The organism is Rhizobium brockwellii, from assembly GCF_000769405.2.
In the GTDB taxonomy this organism is placed as follows: Bacteria; Pseudomonadota; Alphaproteobacteria; order Rhizobiales; family Rhizobiaceae; genus Rhizobium; species Rhizobium brockwellii.
Genome location: NZ_CP053441.1, coordinates 315,968 through 335,410, shown reverse-complemented (window position 1 = coordinate 335,410; position 19,443 = coordinate 315,968). Strand labels below are relative to the sequence as shown.

Annotated in this window: 17 protein-coding genes; 16 read left to right on the top strand and 1 reads right to left on the bottom strand. The window is 60.7% G+C overall.

What is annotated here, in order from left to right:
- Positions 1–134: 134 nt before the first annotated feature.
- The gene (gene yghX / locus RLCC275e_RS29670) at positions 135–1,022 is read left to right on the top strand and encodes a YghX family hydrolase (RefSeq protein ID WP_033183579.1); all 888 of its coding nucleotides are present in this window, start codon (positions 135–137) and stop codon (positions 1,020–1,022) included.
- A gap of 56 nt (positions 1,023–1,078) precedes the next feature.
- Here yghX and RLCC275e_RS29665 read toward each other — a convergent pair whose 3' ends face one another.
- Positions 1,079–2,452, bottom strand: coding sequence for an MmgE/PrpD family protein (locus RLCC275e_RS29665; protein WP_033183580.1), 1,374 nt, complete (start codon positions 2,450–2,452; stop codon positions 1,079–1,081).
- Positions 2,453–2,491: 39 nt separating this feature from the next.
- On the opposite strand from RLCC275e_RS29665, the gene RLCC275e_RS29660 reads away from it, so the two are divergent.
- From RLCC275e_RS29660 to RLCC275e_RS29590, 15 genes are all read left to right on the top strand, one after another.
- Entirely contained in the window at positions 2,492–3,466 is a 975-nt protein-coding gene (locus RLCC275e_RS29660) for a LysR family transcriptional regulator (protein WP_171816976.1), read from the top strand.
- 37 nt (positions 3,467–3,503) lie between these two features.
- Complete coding sequence (locus tag RLCC275e_RS29655) at positions 3,504–4,409, top strand: LysR family transcriptional regulator (RefSeq protein WP_033183582.1); 906 nt, start codon at positions 3,504–3,506, stop codon at positions 4,407–4,409.
- Positions 4,410–4,587: 178 nt separating this feature from the next.
- Positions 4,588–5,532 (top strand): ABC transporter permease, encoded by a 945-nt coding sequence (locus RLCC275e_RS29650; protein WP_033183583.1) that lies wholly within the window; start codon positions 4,588–4,590, stop codon positions 5,530–5,532.
- Entirely contained in the window at positions 5,529–6,347 is an 819-nt protein-coding gene (locus RLCC275e_RS29645; protein WP_033183584.1) for an ABC transporter permease, read from the top strand. The genes RLCC275e_RS29650 and RLCC275e_RS29645 overlap by 4 nt, the downstream gene beginning before the upstream one ends.
- The gene (locus RLCC275e_RS29640) at positions 6,344–7,972 is read left to right on the top strand and encodes an ABC transporter ATP-binding protein (protein WP_033183585.1); all 1,629 of its coding nucleotides are present in this window, start codon (positions 6,344–6,346) and stop codon (positions 7,970–7,972) included. Before RLCC275e_RS29645 ends, RLCC275e_RS29640 begins: the two co-directional genes overlap by 4 nt.
- A gap of 1 nt (position 7,973) precedes the next feature.
- Complete coding sequence (locus RLCC275e_RS29635) at positions 7,974–8,834, top strand: serine hydrolase (RefSeq protein ID WP_033183586.1); 861 nt, start codon at positions 7,974–7,976, stop codon at positions 8,832–8,834.
- Between the two features lie 24 nt (positions 8,835–8,858).
- On the top strand, positions 8,859–10,403 hold the full coding sequence (locus RLCC275e_RS29630; RefSeq protein ID WP_033183587.1) for an ABC transporter substrate-binding protein: 1,545 nt from the start codon (positions 8,859–8,861) through the stop codon (positions 10,401–10,403).
- Between the two features lie 125 nt (positions 10,404–10,528).
- Positions 10,529–11,977, top strand: a complete 1,449-nt coding sequence (locus tag RLCC275e_RS29625; RefSeq protein ID WP_033183588.1) for a M20 family metallopeptidase — start codon at positions 10,529–10,531, stop codon at positions 11,975–11,977.
- A 150-nt stretch (positions 11,978–12,127) separates the two neighbouring features.
- A complete protein-coding gene (locus tag RLCC275e_RS29620) occupies positions 12,128–13,261 on the top strand; it encodes a transporter substrate-binding domain-containing protein (protein WP_033183589.1) in 1,134 nt (377 codons plus the stop codon).
- Position 13,262: 1 nt separating this feature from the next.
- Positions 13,263–13,886, top strand: a complete 624-nt coding sequence (locus RLCC275e_RS29615; protein WP_033183590.1) for an ANTAR domain-containing response regulator — start codon at positions 13,263–13,265, stop codon at positions 13,884–13,886.
- A gap of 188 nt (positions 13,887–14,074) precedes the next feature.
- The gene (locus RLCC275e_RS29610) at positions 14,075–14,920 is read left to right on the top strand and encodes a nitrilase family protein (RefSeq protein WP_033183591.1); all 846 of its coding nucleotides are present in this window, start codon (positions 14,075–14,077) and stop codon (positions 14,918–14,920) included.
- A gap of 29 nt (positions 14,921–14,949) precedes the next feature.
- Positions 14,950–16,098, top strand: coding sequence for a substrate-binding protein (locus RLCC275e_RS29605; RefSeq protein WP_033183592.1), 1,149 nt, complete (start codon positions 14,950–14,952; stop codon positions 16,096–16,098).
- Between the two features lie 51 nt (positions 16,099–16,149).
- Complete coding sequence (locus RLCC275e_RS29600; protein ID WP_033183593.1) at positions 16,150–16,983, top strand: branched-chain amino acid ABC transporter permease; 834 nt, start codon at positions 16,150–16,152, stop codon at positions 16,981–16,983.
- On the top strand, positions 16,976–18,733 hold the full coding sequence (locus RLCC275e_RS29595) for a branched-chain amino acid ABC transporter ATP-binding protein/permease (protein WP_050516858.1): 1,758 nt from the start codon (positions 16,976–16,978) through the stop codon (positions 18,731–18,733). Before RLCC275e_RS29600 ends, RLCC275e_RS29595 begins: the two co-directional genes overlap by 8 nt.
- A complete protein-coding gene (locus tag RLCC275e_RS29590; RefSeq protein WP_033183595.1) occupies positions 18,726–19,433 on the top strand; it encodes an ABC transporter ATP-binding protein in 708 nt (235 codons plus the stop codon). The genes RLCC275e_RS29595 and RLCC275e_RS29590 overlap by 8 nt, the downstream gene beginning before the upstream one ends.
- The last annotated feature ends 10 nt before the right edge of the window (positions 19,434–19,443 follow it).

Here is a 19,443-nt window from a genome sequence, read left to right as displayed (position 1 = left end):
GCCGAATTCAGCGACTGTTGGCGCAGCCAGGGATCGCCCCGGCAAGCTCACGCGGAACTCGCGAAATGTTGAAAAGAGCCGCGAGTTTACGTGTGTAGGATGGGGCGATAACCCGGAGGCAAGGAGGAGCCATCATGACCCGTATGACAGCCAAGGATTTCCCTCAGGAACTTCTCGAACTCTACGATTATTACGCGCATGGGAGAATTACCAAGCGCGAGTTTCTCGACCGGGCCGGTAAATTCGCTGTCGGCGGCGTGACGGCAGCCGCCATTCTTTCCTCGCTGAGCCCTGACTATGCGCTGGCGACCCAGGTCGAGTTCACCGATCCCGATATATCGGCCGAATACATCACCTATCCTTCGCCGAAAGGAAATGGAGATGTCCGCGGTTATCTCGTCCGGCCCAAAAACGCCGCCGGCAAAGTCGCGGCCGTGGTAGTCGTTCACGAGAATAGGGGCCTGAACCCCTATATCGAGGATGTGGCGCGGCGCGTGGCAAAGGCTGGTTTCATCGCACTTGCGCCGGATGGCCTGACCTCGGTCGGAGGCTATCCCGGCAATGACGAAAAGGGACGGGAGCTGCAGCAGAAGGTCGACCCGGAAAAGCTGATGAACGACTTCTTCGCGGCGGTCGAGTTTCTGATGCACAGCGACCTCACCACCGGAAAGGTCGGCATCACAGGCTTCTGCTATGGCGGCGGCGTCGCCAATGCTGCGGCGGTCGCCTATCCGGAACTGGCCGCAGCCGTGCCCTTTTACGGCAGGCAGCCGCGCGCCGAGGACGTGCCAAAGATCAAGGCCCCGTTGCTTCTCCACTATGCCGGGCTGGATAAGGGGATCAACGAAGGCTGGCCGGCCTATGAAGCTGCGCTGAAGTCATCGGAAAAAACATTCGAGGCCTACGTCTATCCTGACGTCAATCACGGCTTTCACAATGATTCCACCCCCCGCTACGACGAAGCGGCTGCCAAGCTCGCCTGGCAGCGGACGGTCGACTGGTTTACGAAATACCTCGCCTGAGAAGAACGAGCCGCGGCGGGGAGCATTCCCCGCCGCCAATCCGTCCCCCGGGCCTGTCAAGACGACTGATGGCCTGTGATCTTGCTCCAAAAGGGATCGTCGCCGGACAGGTTTTCCAAATCGGCAAGCCTGCGAAGCTGCAGGAAAGAGGCGCTGGACACATTCCGATTTCCCCAGCGCAAGCAATCGATGAATTTGACTTCGCGTTCATGAGCGCTTATCGGCGCTTCGAGCGATCCCTTCGCATGCAAGCGAGACTTGTTCAAAATGCGCCCGTCCCGCATCGTGACCGTGACGACATGCGGGAGCCGCTCCACGCCTTTTTCCTCATCGGCCGAATGGGACTGCATTTCGATGCGCGGCATGAATTCCCGGATTTCCGGCCGCCCAATCTCCTGCCGCGTAAAATCCGAAAGGCTAAGGGAGCCTTTGAGGAAGGCTATCGCCAGGCAATATTGCATTGAGAAGCGGGCCTGCATCTCGTCGGTGGGGTCGGGATAAGCGAGGTTACGGGCAGCGGATATGCCGACTTTCGTCTCGATCCTGGCGATGTCACCCGCCGAAAGTCCATGCTCCTGCTTCAGATCCAGAAGCGCATCGATGGCACGATGCGTCGAGGCACAGCAGGGATGGCGCTTGGTCACGACGCCCCGGCTTTCGATGATATGCTCCTCCTCGAATGTCAGGTCTTCCCAGCCTTTGGCATTATCGCCGCCGAAAAGATCGAGGAAACCTTGCGGCCGTTCGAGGATATCCGCCCGGCCGCTCATGCCCGCAAGCGCCATGCGCGCCGCATCCACGGCATTGCGCGCGGCAATGCCGGCATGAAGCGGTTTGGCTGTCGTGCCGAATTGCCCTTTCGGACCGCAGGCGAAGCTCGTCGCGAGGCTCATCGCCGCGGTTAGGCTCTCTTCATCGGCGCCGAGAAGCCGTGCCACGCCAGCCGCAGCCCCGATGCTGCCGACCGTCGCCGTTGCGTGCCAGCCCCTGTTGTAGTGAGAGGGATTGACGCCGAAGCCGACCGCCGCCTGCGCTTCCAGCCCGGCGAGGTAGGCCTCGAGAAACCGTCTTCCGCTCGTCACCGTGCCGCTCGTTAGAACCGCCAGCAGCGCCGGCACCAGCACCGCGGAAGCATGCGCCCTTGCTGGATGGAAATTGTCATCGAAATCGAGCGCATGCGCCGCCGTTGCGTTGATGAGTGCTGCGAAGGAGGGCGAGGCGGAGCAGCCGGTGACGAGCCGCGCTTCGCCGCCTCTGGCGATTTCCCCGTCGAAGGCGCGGGTGAGCGCGCCGACGCTTTCATCGCCGCTGCCTGCAATCATACAGCCGATGGTGTCCACCACAGCATCCCTTGCCCGGTCCATGGCGACGTTTGAGAACGTCGTTCGCGACAGGACCTGTTCCGCGATCTTCCGGAGAATGGTGGCCATTGACGAAAGTCTTTCCGTGAGTTTGGTTCTCAGCGGAAAATGTTCAACTTTTCGCAGGTCCGCAATCTTATGCGGTTTGCGGGTAGGGCTATCGACATTGGAGATAGAATGGCGCGAGACACGAGTGCGGCAATCAGCCTGAAGCATATCGAGGCCTATGACGCCATCGCGGCGACGGGCTCGACGATCGCCGCTTCCGTCGAGCTTGGGATCTCGCAATCGAATGCCAGTCGCTTGTTGCAGCAACTGGAAGACTATCTCGGCGTCCGGCTTTTCGACCGGGAAAAGAACCGGCTTCAACCGACCCGCGAGGGGTTGCAGCTCGGCCCGGAAATCCGAGCCATTTCCGACCGGCTGCGCGCCTTGAAAACCGCGGCGATGGAGCTCGAGAGCGGTCGATCGCGCGAGATCATGCTCCGGCTCGCCTTTCCCTCCAGTCTTTCCTCGACGCGCATTCCGAAGCTTCTGAAGAACTTTCTCGCAGCGAATGGTCCGATGCGCGTCGAAGTCGCATCCGGCAGCTATCTGGCAATTGAACGGATGGTGGCCGACGGCGAGGCCGATCTCGGCTTCGCGCGTCTGCCGCTGATGAGCCCGGGATTGAAACAGGAGAAGATCCTGTCGTCGCGGATCATTTGCGCCCTGCACAATGATCATCCCAAGGCCGGCAGCCGCCAATTGTCGGTCGCCGACCTGAAGGGGCAGGATCTCATCATGCTGAACAGGGAGCGACCGGTTCGCCACGAGCTTGAGGCGTTGTTCTACAAGGCCGGCATCCGCCAACGCCCCCTGCTCGAGGCACATTCGGTGGCGAGCGCCTGCGCGCTGGCCGCGCAGGGCCTTGGCATTGCGCTGGTCGGCGAGATCATCGCCCGCGAATATGCGACGCTGCCGCTGCAGTTCATTCCGCTCGAACCGGAACTGCCGATTGCCTACGCGCTGATCAGCGGAGAGAAATTTCCGATGCCCAAGGCCGCCAGCCTTTTCCTTCAAAGCATTTCGGACTGGACATGATGACGGTGCTTGAACTGTCCCGGGGGATCGCAAACGCATGAATATCAAGCAACTGGAAGTCCTGCGCACGCTCCTGGCGACGGGGTCGACGATTGCCACGGCAAAGACGATGGGGCTCAGTCAGTCCGGCGTCAGCCGCCTGCTCCAGCAGCTCGAGGCGGACCTTTCGATGGCGCTTTTCGTGCGCGACAAAGGCCGTCTCATCCCCACCCCCGAGGCCCTGCTTCTTGCCCGCGATGCCGAGAACATCTTGCTCGCGGTCGATCGGATGTCGGGCCATGCGGAGGACTTACGAAGCGGCGCCGCCGGCCCGGAGATCGTCCGCGTCGGCCTGCCGAGCAGCATGTGGGAGCATTTCGCACCGGCAATGCTGGCCGATTACATCAGCGATTTCCCCGGTGTGCGGATCGAAACCTTCTTTGAGACGACGACCGCGATCAACAAGCTCGTCGAGCAGAGGGTGATCGATTTCGGCTTTCTGCGTATGGAGGGCGAGAGGGGACCGGGCATCGAGGTCGAGCGCGTCGCCACCGGCGAAAGCGTCTGCGTCGTTCCGAAGGATCATCCTCTTGCGAAACTGGAGGAAATCACGGTCAGGAATTTGCGCGACGTGCCCCTCATTCTGATTGGCCGCCAACGGCCGAACCGCATGGCGCTCGACCAGACCTTCCGGCGGGCCGGCGTCAAGCAGATCGTCAAGATCGAGACGCATACCAACAGTTCCGCCTGTTCCTACGTCGCGCATGGCCTCGGGGTCACGATCATCAGCAGCTTTTATGCGAATCTCTATCGCCACCTGCCGGTAGTTCACCGTCCTTTCGTGCCACGCGCGACCCAGGAATTCGGATTGGCGAGGGCGGTCGGGACGCCACTCTCGATTGCCGCCCACGCTCTGAGCGACGCCTTGAAGCGACAGATCCAGCTTTCTCAAAAAGATGTTTAAAATCAGATTTTTAGCCTGAACCCTTACGCCAAGGCAGCCGTTTTGGTTGCGGTCGTATTCCGCATAGACTTATGACAGAATCGCATAATATTGCGGATATTTACTCGTTCGATCATAGTCTGCGGCAACGAAACCGATGGCGCCGGGCACTGTCCGTCGCCAATCGCGGGGAACAAAAATGCTGAAATTCGTTCTGAACCGCCTGTTGATGGCATTGCCGACGATCGTCCTCGTTTCGGTGACCGTCTTCACGCTGATCCGCTTCATACCCGGCGATCCGGCGGCACTGATGCTGGGTGATATGGCTGAGCCGGCCCAGATCGCGGCGATGCGCTCGGAACTCGGCCTCGACAAATCGTTGCCGCGACAGTTCCTGATCTGGAGCGCCAATGTCGTGCAGGGTGACTTCGGCCGCTCGATCGTCAATGACGAGCCGGTTCTGCCGCTCGTCGCTTCACGTTTTCTGGTCAGCGCCGAAATCGTCGTCGTCGCCGTGCTTCTGGCGAGCCTCATCGCCGTGCCGGCCGGCGTCATCGCCGCCTGGCGGCAGAACAGTCTGACGGACCTGGCGCTGGTCGGCACGGCCACGATCCTGCTGTCGATCCCGACATTCTGGCTCGGCCTCCTGCTTCTGCTTTTCTTCGGCTTGAAACTCAGCTGGCTACCGGTCCTCGGCTATGTCTCGATCGGCAGCAACCTCACCGGCGGCCTGCTCTACCTCGTGCTGCCGATCATGACCCTGGTCATTCACGAAATGGGTGTGTTGATCCGTATGGCACGCGCCTCGACGCTGGAAGTGCTGCGTCTCGACTACATCACCCACGCCCGAGCCAAGGGGCTTTCCGAGAGCGCCGTCCTCTGGCGGCACGCCTTCAAGAATTCCTTCGGCCCGACCTGGACAGTCATCGGTCTGATCCTCGGCAATCTGCTCGGCGGCATTGCCGTCATCGAGACGGTCTTCACCATTCCGGGGCTCGGGCGACTGATGGTCGACAGTATTTTTGCCCGCGATTACCCCGTTATCCAGGGTTGCCTGCTGTTCGTCTCGCTTTCCTACGTGCTGGTCAATTTGGTCGTCGACCTGCTCTATCCCTTGTTCGATCCGCGGGTAGTCGCCGAATGAAAAACGTCACCTTCAACGGCTTCATCGGCAGCATTCTGATTGCCGCATTGCTCATCTCCGCTGCGATCGGCCTTTTCTGGACCCCCTATGATCCGATGAAGCTTGGCTTCACGGCACGGCTGGCGGCGCCAAGCAGCGCCCACTGGCTCGGAACCGACGAATTCGGCCGCGACGTGCTCAGCCGCCTGATCGTCGGCGCCCGGGCGAGCGTCTGGATCGGCACATTGACGGTCACATTCGCGACGGTCTGCGGTACGCTGATCGGTCTCGTCAGCGGTTACGCCCGCCGTTGGATCGATGCCGTCATCATGGCCGTCAACAATGCGCTTCTCGCCTTTCCAGGCATCCTTCTGGCGCTTGGATTGCTCGCCGTCTTCGGCGCCAACCAATATGGCATCATCTTCGCGCTGGGCATTGCCTATTCTCCCTCCATGGCCCGCGTTGTCCGGGGTGCCGTCCTGTCGCTGCGCGAGCGAGAATTCATCGAGGCCTCCAAGGTGATGGGCAATGGCGAGCTCTATACCATGTTCCGCCATATCCTCCCCAATTGCATCGCGCCGATCACCGTGCTGGCGACATCGATGTTCGGCTGGGCGATCCTTTCGGAAAGCGCGCTCAGCTTTCTCGGCCTCGGCGTTCCGCCACCGGCGCCAACCTGGGGCAACATGCTGGCTGCCGGCCGACCATTCATCGAGCAGGCTGTCTGGCTGGGTCTGTTCCCGGGCCTGGCGATCGCCCTGACGCTCCTCGGCATAAATCTTCTGGGCGACGCCCTTCGGGACAAACTTGATCCGCGGATGAGGGGGCTGAAATGACCAATAGAACGCTTTTGAATGTCCGCAACCTGTCGCTTCAGGTCACTGGAACCGGTGTGCAGGTCGTCAAGGACGTCAGTTTCGACATCGCGCCCGGCGAAATCTTCGGCATCGTCGGAGAAAGCGGATCGGGCAAGACGCTGGCAACACGCGCCCTGATCTCGCTGCTGCCGGCACCCATCAAGGTGATCGGCGGCTCCATTGCCTACAAGGGACGCGACGTGCTTTCCATGAACGGCGCGCAATTGCGCCAATTGCGTGGTGCGGAAATCGGTGTCGTCTTCCAGGAGCCGATGACTTCGCTCAATCCCTCGATGACCGTCGGCCGCCAACTCGAAGAAGGGTTGCAGCTGCATACGAAACTTTCGCGTGAAGAGCGGCGCAGCCGGATCCTCGACATGCTGAACCGGGTCGGCATCCGCGATCCGGCCGGGGCGCTCACGTCCTATCCGCATGAATTCTCGGGCGGCATGCGCCAGCGCATCATGCTGGCATCGGTCATGCTGCTGAAACCGGCGCTCTTGATCGCCGACGAGCCGACGACCGCGCTCGATGCCGTGATCCAGCGCGATGTCATGGAATTGATGGTGGAGTTGACTCAGGCGGAAGGCACCGCCGTGCTGCTGATCAGTCACGACCTGCCGATGGTTGCCCGTTACACGAACCGCATCGTCGTCATGGAAAAGGGCCTGATCGTCGAAGAAGGACGCACCGCCGATCTGCTCGACGCACCGCAGCGTGCCTATACGAAGAAACTGCTTTCCTCCCTGCCGTTCCGCGGAGAGACGCGGACGATCGACAAGACCAGGGCGCCGATGGTTTCGGCGCGGGATATCGTCGTCGATTATGCAGGCCGGCGGTCGCTGATGAAGAAGGCAACGCCGAAACGGGCGCTGCATGGCGTCAGCATCGATATCCACGAGGGCGAAGTCGTGGCACTGGTCGGCGGTTCGGGTTCCGGCAAGACCACGCTCGGCCGCACCATTGCCGGACTGGTCCGGGAGAGCGAAGGCGATATCCGGTTCAAGGGACGCAGCCGCGACGACGACTGGATGGACTATCGGCTGAATTGCCAAATGGTGTTTCAGGATCCTTATTCTTCGCTCGATCCGCGCATGACCATCCTCACACTCGTGGAAGAAGCGCTGCGGCTCGTTCCCGATCTGGACGCTGCGGCAAAGCGCAAGCGCGCCCTGGAGACGCTGGAGGAAGTCGGTCTTGGGTCCGACTATGCCGGGCGCTACCCGCATGAGCTTTCGGGCGGCCAGCGGCAGCGCGTGGCGATTGCCCGCGCCATTGCGCGCCGGCCGAAATTCCTGATCGCCGACGAACCGGTATCGGCGCTCGACGTGACGGTCAGGGCGCAGGTGCTCGAACTCCTGTCCGATCTGCAAAAACGCTACGGCTTTTCCTGCCTGTTCATCAGCCATGATCTCGGCGTGGTCGAACAGGTGGCCGATCGCGTCGTCGTCATGCAGGACGGCCGGATCATCGAGGAGGGCGACCGCGATACGGTTTTCGACAGACCGAAGGAGGCCTATACGCAACGGCTTCTCTCGGCCATCCCCGCTCTGGACCACAATGCTCAGGGCGGCGTGATCCTCAAATGGCGCCTGGAGAACTGACATGACGATGATTGAATCCGGAAAGCTCGCGGAGCGATTGAACGCAATCTGCGATGCCCAGCCTTTCGTGACGCGCTTCATGGTGCGTGCGCTTGGCAGCGGTGAAACGATCGGCAGAGGCGCGGACGAGGAAACCCCCTCCGCCAGCACCCGAAAGACTTCGATCATGTTGGCAGCCCTGAAGGCCGCACATGAAGGCCGGCTGGATCTGGACGAACAGATCACCTACGAAAAACGTTTCGCCGAGGAAGTGGCGAGCGGGATGTTCCGCTATCTGACGCCCGGTATCGTCATATCGCTGCGCGATGCGATCACCGGCATGATGGTGCTGAGCGACAATGTCTGCACCAAAATGGTCTTCGAAAGGCTGACGCTCGAAGAGGTCGACAGCTATTGCAAGTCAATCGGCATGACAGGCACCAACCATCGCTTCCTGATCCCTCCCTTGGCGTTGTCTCCCGATCATTCATTGAAGGCCGTCACCACGACGACGGCGCGGGATCAGGTCTATCTGCTGCAGACCATCCTGGATGCGCAGGATTCGCGGGAAGCTGCGGACCGGCTCGGCTGCTCGCAGGCGCTATGCGCTTACGCGCTTCAAACCCTGAAGAACCAGATCCTGCGCTATGCCATTCCTTCCCGGCTGCCATTCGGTGTGCTCGTCGCCCACAAGGGCGGCACGGGAAAGCGCGGCCGCATGAATGCCGGTGTCGTCTATCGCGACGGGTCCCCCTTCTACATCATCGCCGCCTTTACCGACGACGTGCCGCAGGAAATGCCGGACGGCACCCCCGGCTACACGGTCGCGCTTGAAACCATCGGCAGGCTTTCACGCGCCTGCTGGGATGAATTCCAATCCTAACGATCCATAAAAGAGGGTAGAACAATGCATAAGCTTCTTCTTGCAGGGACCATGTTAATGGCGATGACCGGCGTGGTCGACGCCCGCGACATCGTCGTGGCTCAAAGTTCCGATCTGCGCAGTGCCAATCCGGGCGTCAATCGCGACGGCAATACCGATGGCGTCATCCTGCACATCGTCGAAGGGCTCGTCGGCTATGCCAACAACGGCGAGGTCAAGCCGCTGCTGGCAAAGAGCTTCGAAGTCTCGGCGGATGGGCTGACCTATAGCTTCAAACTGCGTGACGACGTCAAATTCCATAACGGCAAGAAATTGATCGCCGATGACGTCGTGTGGAACTGGAACCGCTATCTCAAGCCTGAAACGAAATGGACCTGCCTTCCTGACTTCGACGGCAGTGGCAGCGTGCATGTTACGGGGGTAAAGGCAGTCGATGCTTCGACCGTCACCATCACGCTGGAAAAGCCATCCGCGGTTTTCCTTGGCCTGATGTCGCGCCCCGAATGCGGTTACACTGGGATAATCTCCCCGGAATCGGTCGGCGCGGACGGAAGCTTCGTCAAGCCGATCGGCACCGGCCCCTTCAAATGGGATGAATGGAAGAAGGGCGAGTATATCCATCTCGCCAAGTTCGATGATTATGTCTCGCCTCAGAACGACGGCAAGCCCGACGGCATGGTCGGCTCCAAACGCCCTCTCGTCGATGGCATCAAGTTCATGGTCATTCCCGATGCTTCGACCGTGAAGGCCGGCCTTCAGTCCGGCGTGCTCGATACCGCGGAGATTTCGCCGGATCTCATTCCCGAATTCAAGACGAGCGATACGATGCAGTTAATCGTGGCCCGCAATAACGGCAAAAACCTCTTCTACATCCAGACGCGCGACAAGGTTCTGAGCAATCCCGGCGTGCGTCGCGCCATGGCGATGGCACTCGATCTCGACCAACTCGTCGAGGCCGCCTCCAATGGCACCGGCGCAGCCAACGGTTCGATGGTTTCGCAAGACTCGCTCTATTTCGACGATGTTCAGAAGGAGCGTCTGCCCTACGACATCGAGGCCGCGAAGAAGGAGCTCGCGGAGGCCGGCTACAAGGGCGAGCCGATTACCATCATCGCCAACAAGCGCAGCAACGTGCCAAGCTTCCCGGCCGCGGTGATGGCGCAGGCCATGATGCAGCAGGCAGGTCTCAATGTGCAGATCGAGGTGCTCGACTATGCGACACAGGTCGATCGCCGCCGGTCCGGCAACTACCAAATCATCTCGCAATCGGTCGCGCCGCGGCTCGATCCGGCGCTGATGTACGGCTTCTATGTCGGCAACAAGGACAAGAATGCGTCATTGATGTGGGATGACCCGAAGGCCGTCGAGTTGATGAAGGCCGCCTATGCGGAGTCCGACCAGACGAAGCGTCAGGCGATCTTCGACGAGTTTCATACGCTGATGCTCAAGGAAATGCCGGGCATCTTCCTCTATGACATGGTCGATGTCTGGGGTGCCACCAAGAAGCTGAAGGGCCAGCCCGTCTGGCAATCGAATGCCCGTCTTTGGGAAGTTTCGCTCGACAATTGAGCCTGAACTGCCGCGCCCGGTGGGTCCATCCTACTTCGACACTCAACAGGAGATCCGGCAGGCAGTCCTGCCGGGTCCGGTGCAGCACGTCCCTGTGGCGGCAGGACAGACAGTGAGGAAATGCCATGAATCTTGACGCGATCAGCTCCATTGCCGCGACGATCGAAAAGATGAAGCCGGATTATATCGCTCTCAGCGACAGTATCTGGGATTTCGCGGAGTTGAAATTCGAGGAGCGGCGCTCGTCGCAATTGCTGGCAAGGACGCTCGAGAAAAACGGCTTTGCTGTGCGCCGCGGCGTCGCAGACATGGAAACGGCCTTCATCGGCGAATCCGGCAGCGGCAAGCCGGTGATTGCTTTCCTCGGCGAATTCGATGCCCTGGCCGGAATGAGCCAGACCGCCGACGTGGCCGAGCCTCTTCCCGAGGCGGCAGGAGCAACCGGCCACGGCTGCGGGCACAATCTGCTTGGTGTCGGGTCGCTGATGGCGGCGGTTGCGCTTGCCCGCCACCTCAACGAGAACAACCTGCCCGGAACGGTGCGCTATTACGGCTGCCCGGGAGAGGAGGGCGGTTCCGGCAAGACCTTCATGGTTCGCGCTGGTGCATTCGATGACGTCGATGCCGCCCTGACCTGGCATCCGGCTCCGTTCAACGGTGTTCGTTCGACGAACAATCTTGCCGTTCTCGAATATTACTATCGCTTCAGGGGTGTCGCGGCACATGCTGCCAACAGCGCCCATCTCGGCCGTTCGGCGCTCGATGCGGTCGAACTCATGAATGTCGGCGTCAATTTCCTGCGTGAACACATGCCGCAGGATTGTCGCGTTCACTACGCGATCACCGACACCGGCGGCAGGGCCGCCAATGTCGTGCAGGCCAGCGCCGAGGTTCTCTATCTGATCAGGGCGCCCGACATGCCGCAGGCACTTGAGCTTGCCGGGCGCGTCGAGAAAGTTGCACGAGGTGCGGCGATGATGACCGAAACCGCGGTCGAGATCGTGTTCGACACCGCCTCGACGAACCTTCTTCCCAACATCACGCTGGAAACGGCGATGCACGAGAACATGGTCGCGCTCGGGCCGATCGCCTTCGACGAGGCCGACATCGCCTTCGCCCGGGAGATCCAAGCTACCTTCACTGAGGAAGCGATCAGGAGCAGCATCCGCCTCTATCAGATCAAGGGCGATGTGTTCTCCAATGCCAAGGTCGATGGCTCGACGCCCTTGCACACCGGTCTGCGCGATTTCGAAGGACAATCGCATTTCCGGGCCGGATCGACCGATGTCGGCGACGTCAGCTGGGTGACGCCGACCGCGCAATGCTGGGCGCCAGCCTGGGCGATCGGCACCAATCCCCATACCTGGCAAGTGGTCGCGCAGGGAAGAAGCTCCGCCGCGCACAAAGCCATGGCGCATGCGGCCAAGACGCTTGCGACCACCGGGCTCGCATTGATGTCGTCATCCGACCTCCTGGCAGCCGCGACCGCCGAGTGGCGAGAAAAGACCAGCGGCAAAGCCTATGTGTGCCCGATCCCCGACGATGTGATGCCTGCATCGGTTCATAGCCGGTAACCTGTCTCCATCAGTTGGGTGATACGCGGGTGACCTGCATCCTACCCGCTTGCAGCACCCCATGAAAAAGCACTAAGGGTATGGAAGTCGAAAGCGCGGAACTGAGGCATTCACCGCTTTCGAACCTCCAACACGTCGGAAAAGGCAAAGATGACAAGCTCCGAATGGCGGGTGGGAGTGCTGTTTTCCAGAAGCGGAATTAGTGAAATTACGGAAACCGAGCACTTTCTTGGCACCGCACTTGCGATCGAGGAAGTCAATGCGGCGGGCGGCGTGCTCGGCAAGCCCATCGTTCCGATCGCCTATGATCCGGGCGGGGACCAAACCGCCTATCGCAATCTGGCACGGCGACTTCTGGCCGATGACGACGTCAACATCATCTTCGGTGCGTCGATGTCGGCCAGCCGAAAGGCGGTGCTGCCGATCGTCGAGCGGCACAACGGACTGCTGTTTTATCCGTCGATGTATGAAGGTTTCGAATATTCGGAGAATGTGGTCTATACCGGCGCGACCCTCAATCAGAATACTTTCGCGCTCGCAGAATACCTTCTCCGCCACCACGGACGCCGCATCCTCTTCGTCGGTGCGGATTATATTTATCCGCGCGAATCCAACCGGGTCATGCGGGATGTGGTAGAGGCAAAGGGCGGTGAAGTCGTCAGCGAACGATATCTTCCTCTTCATGCCGACGAACAAACCTTGCGTTCGGTTATTTCCGATATCGTCCGTCTCAAGCCCGATGCCATCTTCTCGACGATCATCGGCCGGCCGGCGCAGCGTTTTTACCGCATGTATGCCGAGGCCGGGATCGATCGAACGCGGGTTCCGATTGCCAGTCTGACCATGGCCGAGAGCGAGATTCGCGAAATCGGAGCCGACGCCTGCACCGGCCATATTCTCTCGGCGACCTATTTCCAGACGGTCGAGAACGAGGCGAATGAGCGTTTCGTGGGAGCGTTCAAAGCCCGTTTCGGCCAGGACTTCACCACGAGCGTCTGGTCGCAGCCGGCCTATGCGCAGGTTCACCTTTTCGCCCGCGCGCTTGCCCGGGCCGGCTCGCTCGAGACCCATCGCATTTCCGAAGAAATTCTCCTGGAAGATTTTCTGGCTCCTAAGGGCCGGATCAACTTCGACGCCGATACCCGTCATCTCTGGTTGCATCCCCGCATCGGCGTGGCGTGGGCCGATGGGCTTTTCGACATTGCCTGGCAGGCGCCTGGCCCGATCCGGCCGGACCCGTACCTGACGGCGTCGCGGTTCGAAGACGTTTGGCTGGAGGCCTGAGATGGCGGGACCGAGCAGGATCGTTCAGGATCTGCGGCGTGCACGCGTTCTGGTCGTCCATCCGCGCGACGAGGACGGCGACGTGCTGATCGCCCACCTCAAGCGCCTTGGATGTGAGGTCCGGGCCACCTGGCCGCTTCCGCCAGCTTTGCCTCCTGACGTAGACACCGTCTTTCTGCACGTCGAGGATGTGCATGTCGAGCACGCGCTGCAGATTATCGACCTCCAGCAGACGGCGATCATCGCCATCGTAACCTATGAGAGCCCGACAGCGCTCCAGGCGATCATCGATCTCAACGCTCACGGCGTGATTAGCAAACCGTTGCGGCCACTCGGCATCCTGACGCAATTTGCGCTTGCACGCTATCGGCAGAGCTACGAAAAACGGCTCGCCGGCAAGGTGCAGAAACTCGAGGAAACTTTGAAAAGTCGCCGGCTGGTCGAAAAAGCCGTTTCGGCGCTGCGGGTGATGAATGGTCTTGACGAGGAGGCGGCCTATAAGCTGTTGCGCGATCAGGCGACGTCAAAGCGCGTTCCGATGGCGACGATTGCCGAATCCATCATTGCCGCGCAAGACACCATGAAAAGCCTCGGACTTTCCATCGGTGCAAAAACTCAACCTTAAGTCGCCGAACCTGTGCACCCTGAAAATGCCTGCTAAAGCGGCTTGACGGTCACATTCTTTCGTGCAAGCCTAAAGACAACGAGCAGGTTTGCTCGGCGGCAGGGCTGCCGCATTCACATCATGGCTATGTAGCCTCTGGTTCACGGATTGAATTCCGTGCCAGAGGTTTTTTGCGTTTGGAGACAAGATTGACCGTCAAGACCTCAACCGCACGGACGGTAACCGTCGCAACCGTCCAATTCGAACCGATCGTCGGTGATCGCGCCGGTAATCTTGCGGCTATCGATCGGCTGGCGACGGCGGCAAAGGCCCAAGGCGCGGAGATCGTCGTTCTGCCGGAACTGGCCGATAGTGGCTACACCTTCCGTGACGGCGACGAGGTTGCCGCATTGGCCGGCCCGGTACCCGGCGGCCCGAGTGCCGAGACGCTCTGCCGTCTTGCCGGGGAGCTTGGCCTTTACATCGTCTGCGGCGTTGCCGAGCAGGATGGCGACCGGTTTTACAACAGCGCTCTTCTCTGTGGTCCCGAGGGATATATCGGCAAATACCGCAAGCTTCATCTATGGAACAACGAAACCCGTCTTTTCAGAAAAGGCGATCTCGGACTGCCGGTATTCGATCTGCCCTTCGGTCGTATCGGCATCGCAATCTGCTACGACGGCTGGTTTCCGGAAACATTTCGTCAGTTGGCGCTGGCCGGCGCCGAACTGGTCTGCGTGCCTACCAACTGGGTTCCGATGGCCGGTGCGGAAAGCGTTCCCGAGCCGATGGCCAATATTCTGCACAAGGCGGCCGCCCACACCAACGGTCTTTACATTGCCTGCGCCGACCGGATCGGCATCGAGCGCGGCCAATCCTTCATCGGCAGCAGCCTTATCGTCGGCCCACAAGGCTGGCCCGTATCTGGTCCGGCCAGTGCCGATCGCGAGGAAATCCTCCTTGCGCAAATCGATCTGTTGAGCGTGACGGAAACCCGCACGCTCAACAGCTTCAATCATCTGCTCGGCGACCGCCGAGCCGATGTCTACGGGTAACATCGACCCACTCAAGAAAAGGGAACAAAATGAAAATGAAAGCCATAATCCTGACGCTGGCATCGGCGGCATTCGCCACCGCAGCTTTCGCCGAGGATCCGATCAAGATCGGCGTGCCGGTCGGGCTGTCTGGCGCGAATAGTGTGGTCGCGCCGTCCGTCGTCCAAGCTGCCGAGCTTGCCGTCGAAGAGATCAATGCCAAAGGCGGCGTGCTGGGCCGACCTCTGCAGCTTGAGATCGCCGACGACGCATCAGGGGCGGCCGGCGCGCAAAAGGCCTTCGATTCCCTGGTTTTCCAGAAGGAGGTGAACGTCGTCATCTCCATGGAGACGAGTGCTGCACGCAATGCCGGACTGCCGATTATTTCCAAGGGTGACGTGCCATACATCTACACGTCGTTCTACGAAGGCAAATCCTGCAACGCCAATCTTTTCGTCGATGCCTGGGTTCCGGAACAGCAGGTGCCGCCTGTCGTCGACAATTTCATCAGCAAACAGGGCACAAAGAAGTTCTTCCTGATCGGTTCGGATTATGCCTTCGGACGCGGCATGCTGACCTTCGCCAAGGGCTATATCGAAAAAGCCGGAGCTCAGGTCGTCGGCGAGGAATATCTGCCAATGGACGGCAGCGACTGGACGGCGATCATCTCCAAGGTCCGCTCCTCCGGCGCCGACGCCATCATCACCTCGACGGCCGGCGGCGCACCGAACGTGACCTTGACCAAGCAGCTGCGCTCGTCTGGCATCACACTGCCTTACGGCAATCTAGCGGTCGATGAAGGCACCGCCAAGAGCATGGGCGCGGATGCCAAGGACATCTTCCTCTCGGCATCCTACGTCACCGGCATCGACAGCCCGGAAAACAAGGCTTTTCTCTCGGCCATGGACAAGAAGTTCGGCAAGGACCTGCGCACGCCGAACGATCTTTCCGTGCCACAATATGAAGCGATCTACCTTTACAAGGCGGCCGTCGAAAAGGCCGGCAGCACGGATACGGCGGACGTGCTCAAAGCCCTCCCGGACGTATCCTTCACCGGTCCGCGCGGCAAGATCTCCATGAACAAACAGCACCACGCGCCGCTGACGATGTATCTTGGCCAGGTAAAGGACGATGGCAGCGTTGCAGTCGTCGATAGCTTCAAGGACGTCGATCCTGGCGATCAGTGCCCGAATCTCTGAAACCAGCGTGGCGGGGCAGGGCGCCCCGCCTCCAGCATCGGAGTTCTAGAAATGACGCTCTTTCTCGATATTGTCAGCACTGCGGCCATTCTCTTCATCGTTGCCGCCGGGCTGCTTGCGATCTTCGGCGTGCTGAAGATCATCAATTTCGCGCATGGCGCATGGCTGACCATCGGGGCTTACTGCGCTGTCGTCGTAAGCCGGTTCGGCCTCAATCCATGGCTTGCCATTCCCTTCGCGTTTCTGGTCGGCGCGATCCTCGGCGGCGTTGCCGAACGGTTCATCGTGCGACCTCTCTATCGCCGCCCGCTCGACGCCATTCTTGCAACCTGGGGCCTTGGCATCGTCATCGGGCAGCTGATCACGCTCTGGTTTGGCCGCGACGTGCAGTTCACGCCGGCGCTGCTGCCCGGCACCTTCGATCTCTTTGGCGCCGGCTACTCGGCCTACCGTCTTTTCGCCATTGTCGCGGCTGTCGGTCTCGGTCTCGGCTTCACCTTGCTGCTCGATGGGACAAGACTTGGTCTTTCCGCCCGGGCAGTCATCATGAACGAAACGCTGGCGCGCGCGCTCGGTATCGATACTGAAAAGGTACGGCTCGCGACCTTCATGATTGGCACCGGCCTTGCTGCCCTTGCCGGCGTGCTGCTCGCGCCGCTGACCAGCGTCGATCCCAATATGGGCGTCGCCTGGCTGACGGGCGCCTTCATGCTGGTGATGGTCGCAGGCTCTTCTTTCGGCGCGCTTGCCGCCGCCTGCCTCATCTTCGGAGCCGCTCAGGTGCTCGTCAGCACCTATTTCAGTCCAATCCTCGGCGGCATCACCGTGGCCGTCCTCTGCGCAATCACATTGCGCATCCGTCCGAAGGGATTTGCCCGTGCGTGACAGACAAAAACTCCGGCTTGTCCTTCTTCTGGCGCTGGCTCTCGCAGCCTTGCTGCTGATCGTCTTCGGACCGATGTTTCTCGGCCGCTTCAGCCTTAACGTACTGACGCGTTCGATGATCTACGCCATGCTGGCGATCACCGTCGATTTGCTGTGGGGATACACGGGTGTTCTCACCTTCGGGCAGGCGGCATTCTTTGGCGTGGGCGCCTATGCCACCGCCATGGTCCTCACCCATATCGGCGCAAGCCCAGCGCTTTTCGTCGTCGCCCTTGTCGCCGCCGTGCTCGTTCCCCTCGTGCTTGGGCTCGCCGTTGGCTGGCTGTCGTTCTATCACGGATCGACATCGCTCTATGCCACCGTGATCTCGCTCGTGGTGCCGATCGTCGTCACACAGCTCGTCTTTTCCGGCGGTACGTGGACCGGTTCCTCGAGCGGCCTTGTCGGTTACGAAACCCTCCCGCTCGGGCTTCCCGGCTATTTCCGCCTGTCGGGCGCGTGCCTGCTGGTCTTGGCCGTTCTTGCCGTCGTCTTCGTCCGGTCGGACGCCGGCCGTCTCCTCGCTGCAATCCGTGACAACGAAGCCCGCATCGCCTATCTCGGCATGAATCCGGCTCGGCTGAAGATCGTCCTGACGGGCGTTCTGGCCGCGGTATGCGGTCTGGCGGGTTTCCTCTACGCCAATGCGTCCGGTGTCGTCGCGCCTGAGAACACGGGCTTCGTATTCGGAACCGAACTCGTCGTCTGGACGGCGCTCGGTGGCCGGGGAACGATCATAGGACCGTTGTTCGGCGCAATCGGCATCGATTACCTGAGTGCCAGCCTTTCGGGCGATCTGCCCTTCCTGTGGCAACTGATCATCGGTGCGCTCTTCGTCGCCATGATCATCCTTTTGCCGGGCGGCCTCGCTTCCCTGGTGACGCGTTTCCTGCAGTCGGCGAACTCCAGCAGCACTCTGAAGTCCTTGCCGACGCGCATTGTCGCCAAGGATGGCGCGTTGGCAAGCAAAAGCCTTCTGTCGATCCACGGGCTCGGCAAGTCCTATGGCAGTTTCTCCGTCCTCAAGGGCATCGACCTTGAAATCGGCGCCGGAGAACTCGTCAGCCTGGTCGGCCCCAACGGCGCCGGCAAGACCACGCTGATGCGTTGTCTGTCGGACGGCACCCAGCAAATCGAAGGTCAAGTGGATATCATCGGCACGAATATCGCCGGCCGTGCACCCGAACGGATCGTCGCCCTCGGCGTCGGCCGCAAATTCCAGGTCGCCAGCATCTTCGACAGCATGACCATCGGCGAATGCCTGAAGATGGCGCGTTTCAGCCGCGAGAGACCCGACCCGATGCGATCGCTCACCGAGATCATGCTGCCGGCCGCTGCGGCCGAGATCCTGACGCTCACCGGCATGGCTGACATGCTGGACAAGCCGGTGTCGCTGCTGTCGCACGGTCAAAGGCAGGCCCTCGAACTGGCAATGGTCGTCGCTCTGGAACCACGCATCATTCTTCTCGACGAGCCGACTGCGGGTCTTACCAAGATCGAACGCATGACCATCGGCACCATCCTCAAGAAACTGACGGACGAGATGGGTTTCGCCGCCATCCTGGTCGAACATGATCTGGATTTCGTGCGCGACATATCGAGCCGCATCGTGGTTCTCCACCAGGGCAAGCTCGTTCTCGACGGCACGGTGAATGAGGTGGTCAATTCCGAAACGGTCCGCACCATCTACGCAGGAGGCGCCCATGGCTGACGCGCTCAAACTCAAGCTCAGCGACGTATCGAGCGGATATGGCGCGATCGATGTCGTCAATGGCGTGTCGCTCGCCATCCGGCCGGGCGAGATCTTCGCCCTCATGGGCAAGAACGGCATGGGCAAGACGACGCTGCTGAAGACGATCCTTGGCTTCCTGCGTGTCGGCAAAGGCACGATCGAGGTGGACGGTGCTGTCATCACCGACAGCAAGCCCGCCGAACTGATCGCTTCCGGCGTCGGCTACGCCCCGCAGGAATTGCCGTTGTTTCAGGACCTCTCCATCCGCGACAATCTACGCCTTGCGCTCAAAGGCGACCGGGATCTGGCATCCGCCCTGGAGCGAGTCTACGGCTATTTCCCTTTCCTGAAGGACCGGCTGGCGCAGAAGGCCGGCACCCTGTCAGGTGGGGAGCAGAAAATGCTGATCCTCGCGCGGGCACTGATGCTGCGTCCAAAACTGCTGCTGATCGACGAAATCTCCGAAGGCCTGCAGCCCTCCGTCGTTCAGAACATCGCCAAAGCCTTAAGGGACGATCGCGAAAAGCGCGGCACGACCATCCTGCTCGTCGAACAGAACCTGGATTTTGCCCTTTCGGTGGCCGACCGCTGGGCCATTCTCAAACTCGGGGCGATCGAAGACGAAAGCCCCAATGGTCCAGATAGCCGCGGCCGTGTGCTGCAACATCTGAAGATCTAGGGAGCCGGGG

Bases quoted from the DNA above. Each gene is read 5' to 3' on its own strand.
- yghX (WP_033183579.1), top strand. From the start codon at position 135: ATGACCCGTATGACAGCCAAGGATTTCCCTCAGGAACTTCTCGAACTC.
- RLCC275e_RS29665 (WP_033183580.1), bottom strand. From the start codon at position 2,452: ATGGCCACCATTCTCCGGAAGATCGCGGAACAGGTCCTGTCGCGAACG.
- RLCC275e_RS29660 (WP_171816976.1), top strand. From the start codon at position 2,492: ATGTTCAACTTTTCGCAGGTCCGCAATCTTATGCGGTTTGCGGGTAGG.
- RLCC275e_RS29655 (WP_033183582.1), top strand. From the start codon at position 3,504: ATGAATATCAAGCAACTGGAAGTCCTGCGCACGCTCCTGGCGACGGGG.
- RLCC275e_RS29650 (WP_033183583.1), top strand. From the start codon at position 4,588: ATGCTGAAATTCGTTCTGAACCGCCTGTTGATGGCATTGCCGACGATC.
- RLCC275e_RS29645 (WP_033183584.1), top strand. From the start codon at position 5,529: ATGAAAAACGTCACCTTCAACGGCTTCATCGGCAGCATTCTGATTGCC.
- RLCC275e_RS29640 (WP_033183585.1), top strand. From the start codon at position 6,344: ATGACCAATAGAACGCTTTTGAATGTCCGCAACCTGTCGCTTCAGGTC.
- RLCC275e_RS29635 (WP_033183586.1), top strand. From the start codon at position 7,974: ATGACGATGATTGAATCCGGAAAGCTCGCGGAGCGATTGAACGCAATC.
- RLCC275e_RS29630 (WP_033183587.1), top strand. From the start codon at position 8,859: ATGCATAAGCTTCTTCTTGCAGGGACCATGTTAATGGCGATGACCGGC.
- RLCC275e_RS29625 (WP_033183588.1), top strand. From the start codon at position 10,529: ATGAATCTTGACGCGATCAGCTCCATTGCCGCGACGATCGAAAAGATG.
- RLCC275e_RS29620 (WP_033183589.1), top strand. From the start codon at position 12,128: ATGACAAGCTCCGAATGGCGGGTGGGAGTGCTGTTTTCCAGAAGCGGA.
- RLCC275e_RS29615 (WP_033183590.1), top strand. From the start codon at position 13,263: ATGGCGGGACCGAGCAGGATCGTTCAGGATCTGCGGCGTGCACGCGTT.
- RLCC275e_RS29605 (WP_033183592.1), top strand. From the start codon at position 14,950: ATGAAAATGAAAGCCATAATCCTGACGCTGGCATCGGCGGCATTCGCC.
- RLCC275e_RS29600 (WP_033183593.1), top strand. From the start codon at position 16,150: ATGACGCTCTTTCTCGATATTGTCAGCACTGCGGCCATTCTCTTCATC.
- RLCC275e_RS29590 (WP_033183595.1), top strand. From the start codon at position 18,726: ATGGCTGACGCGCTCAAACTCAAGCTCAGCGACGTATCGAGCGGATAT.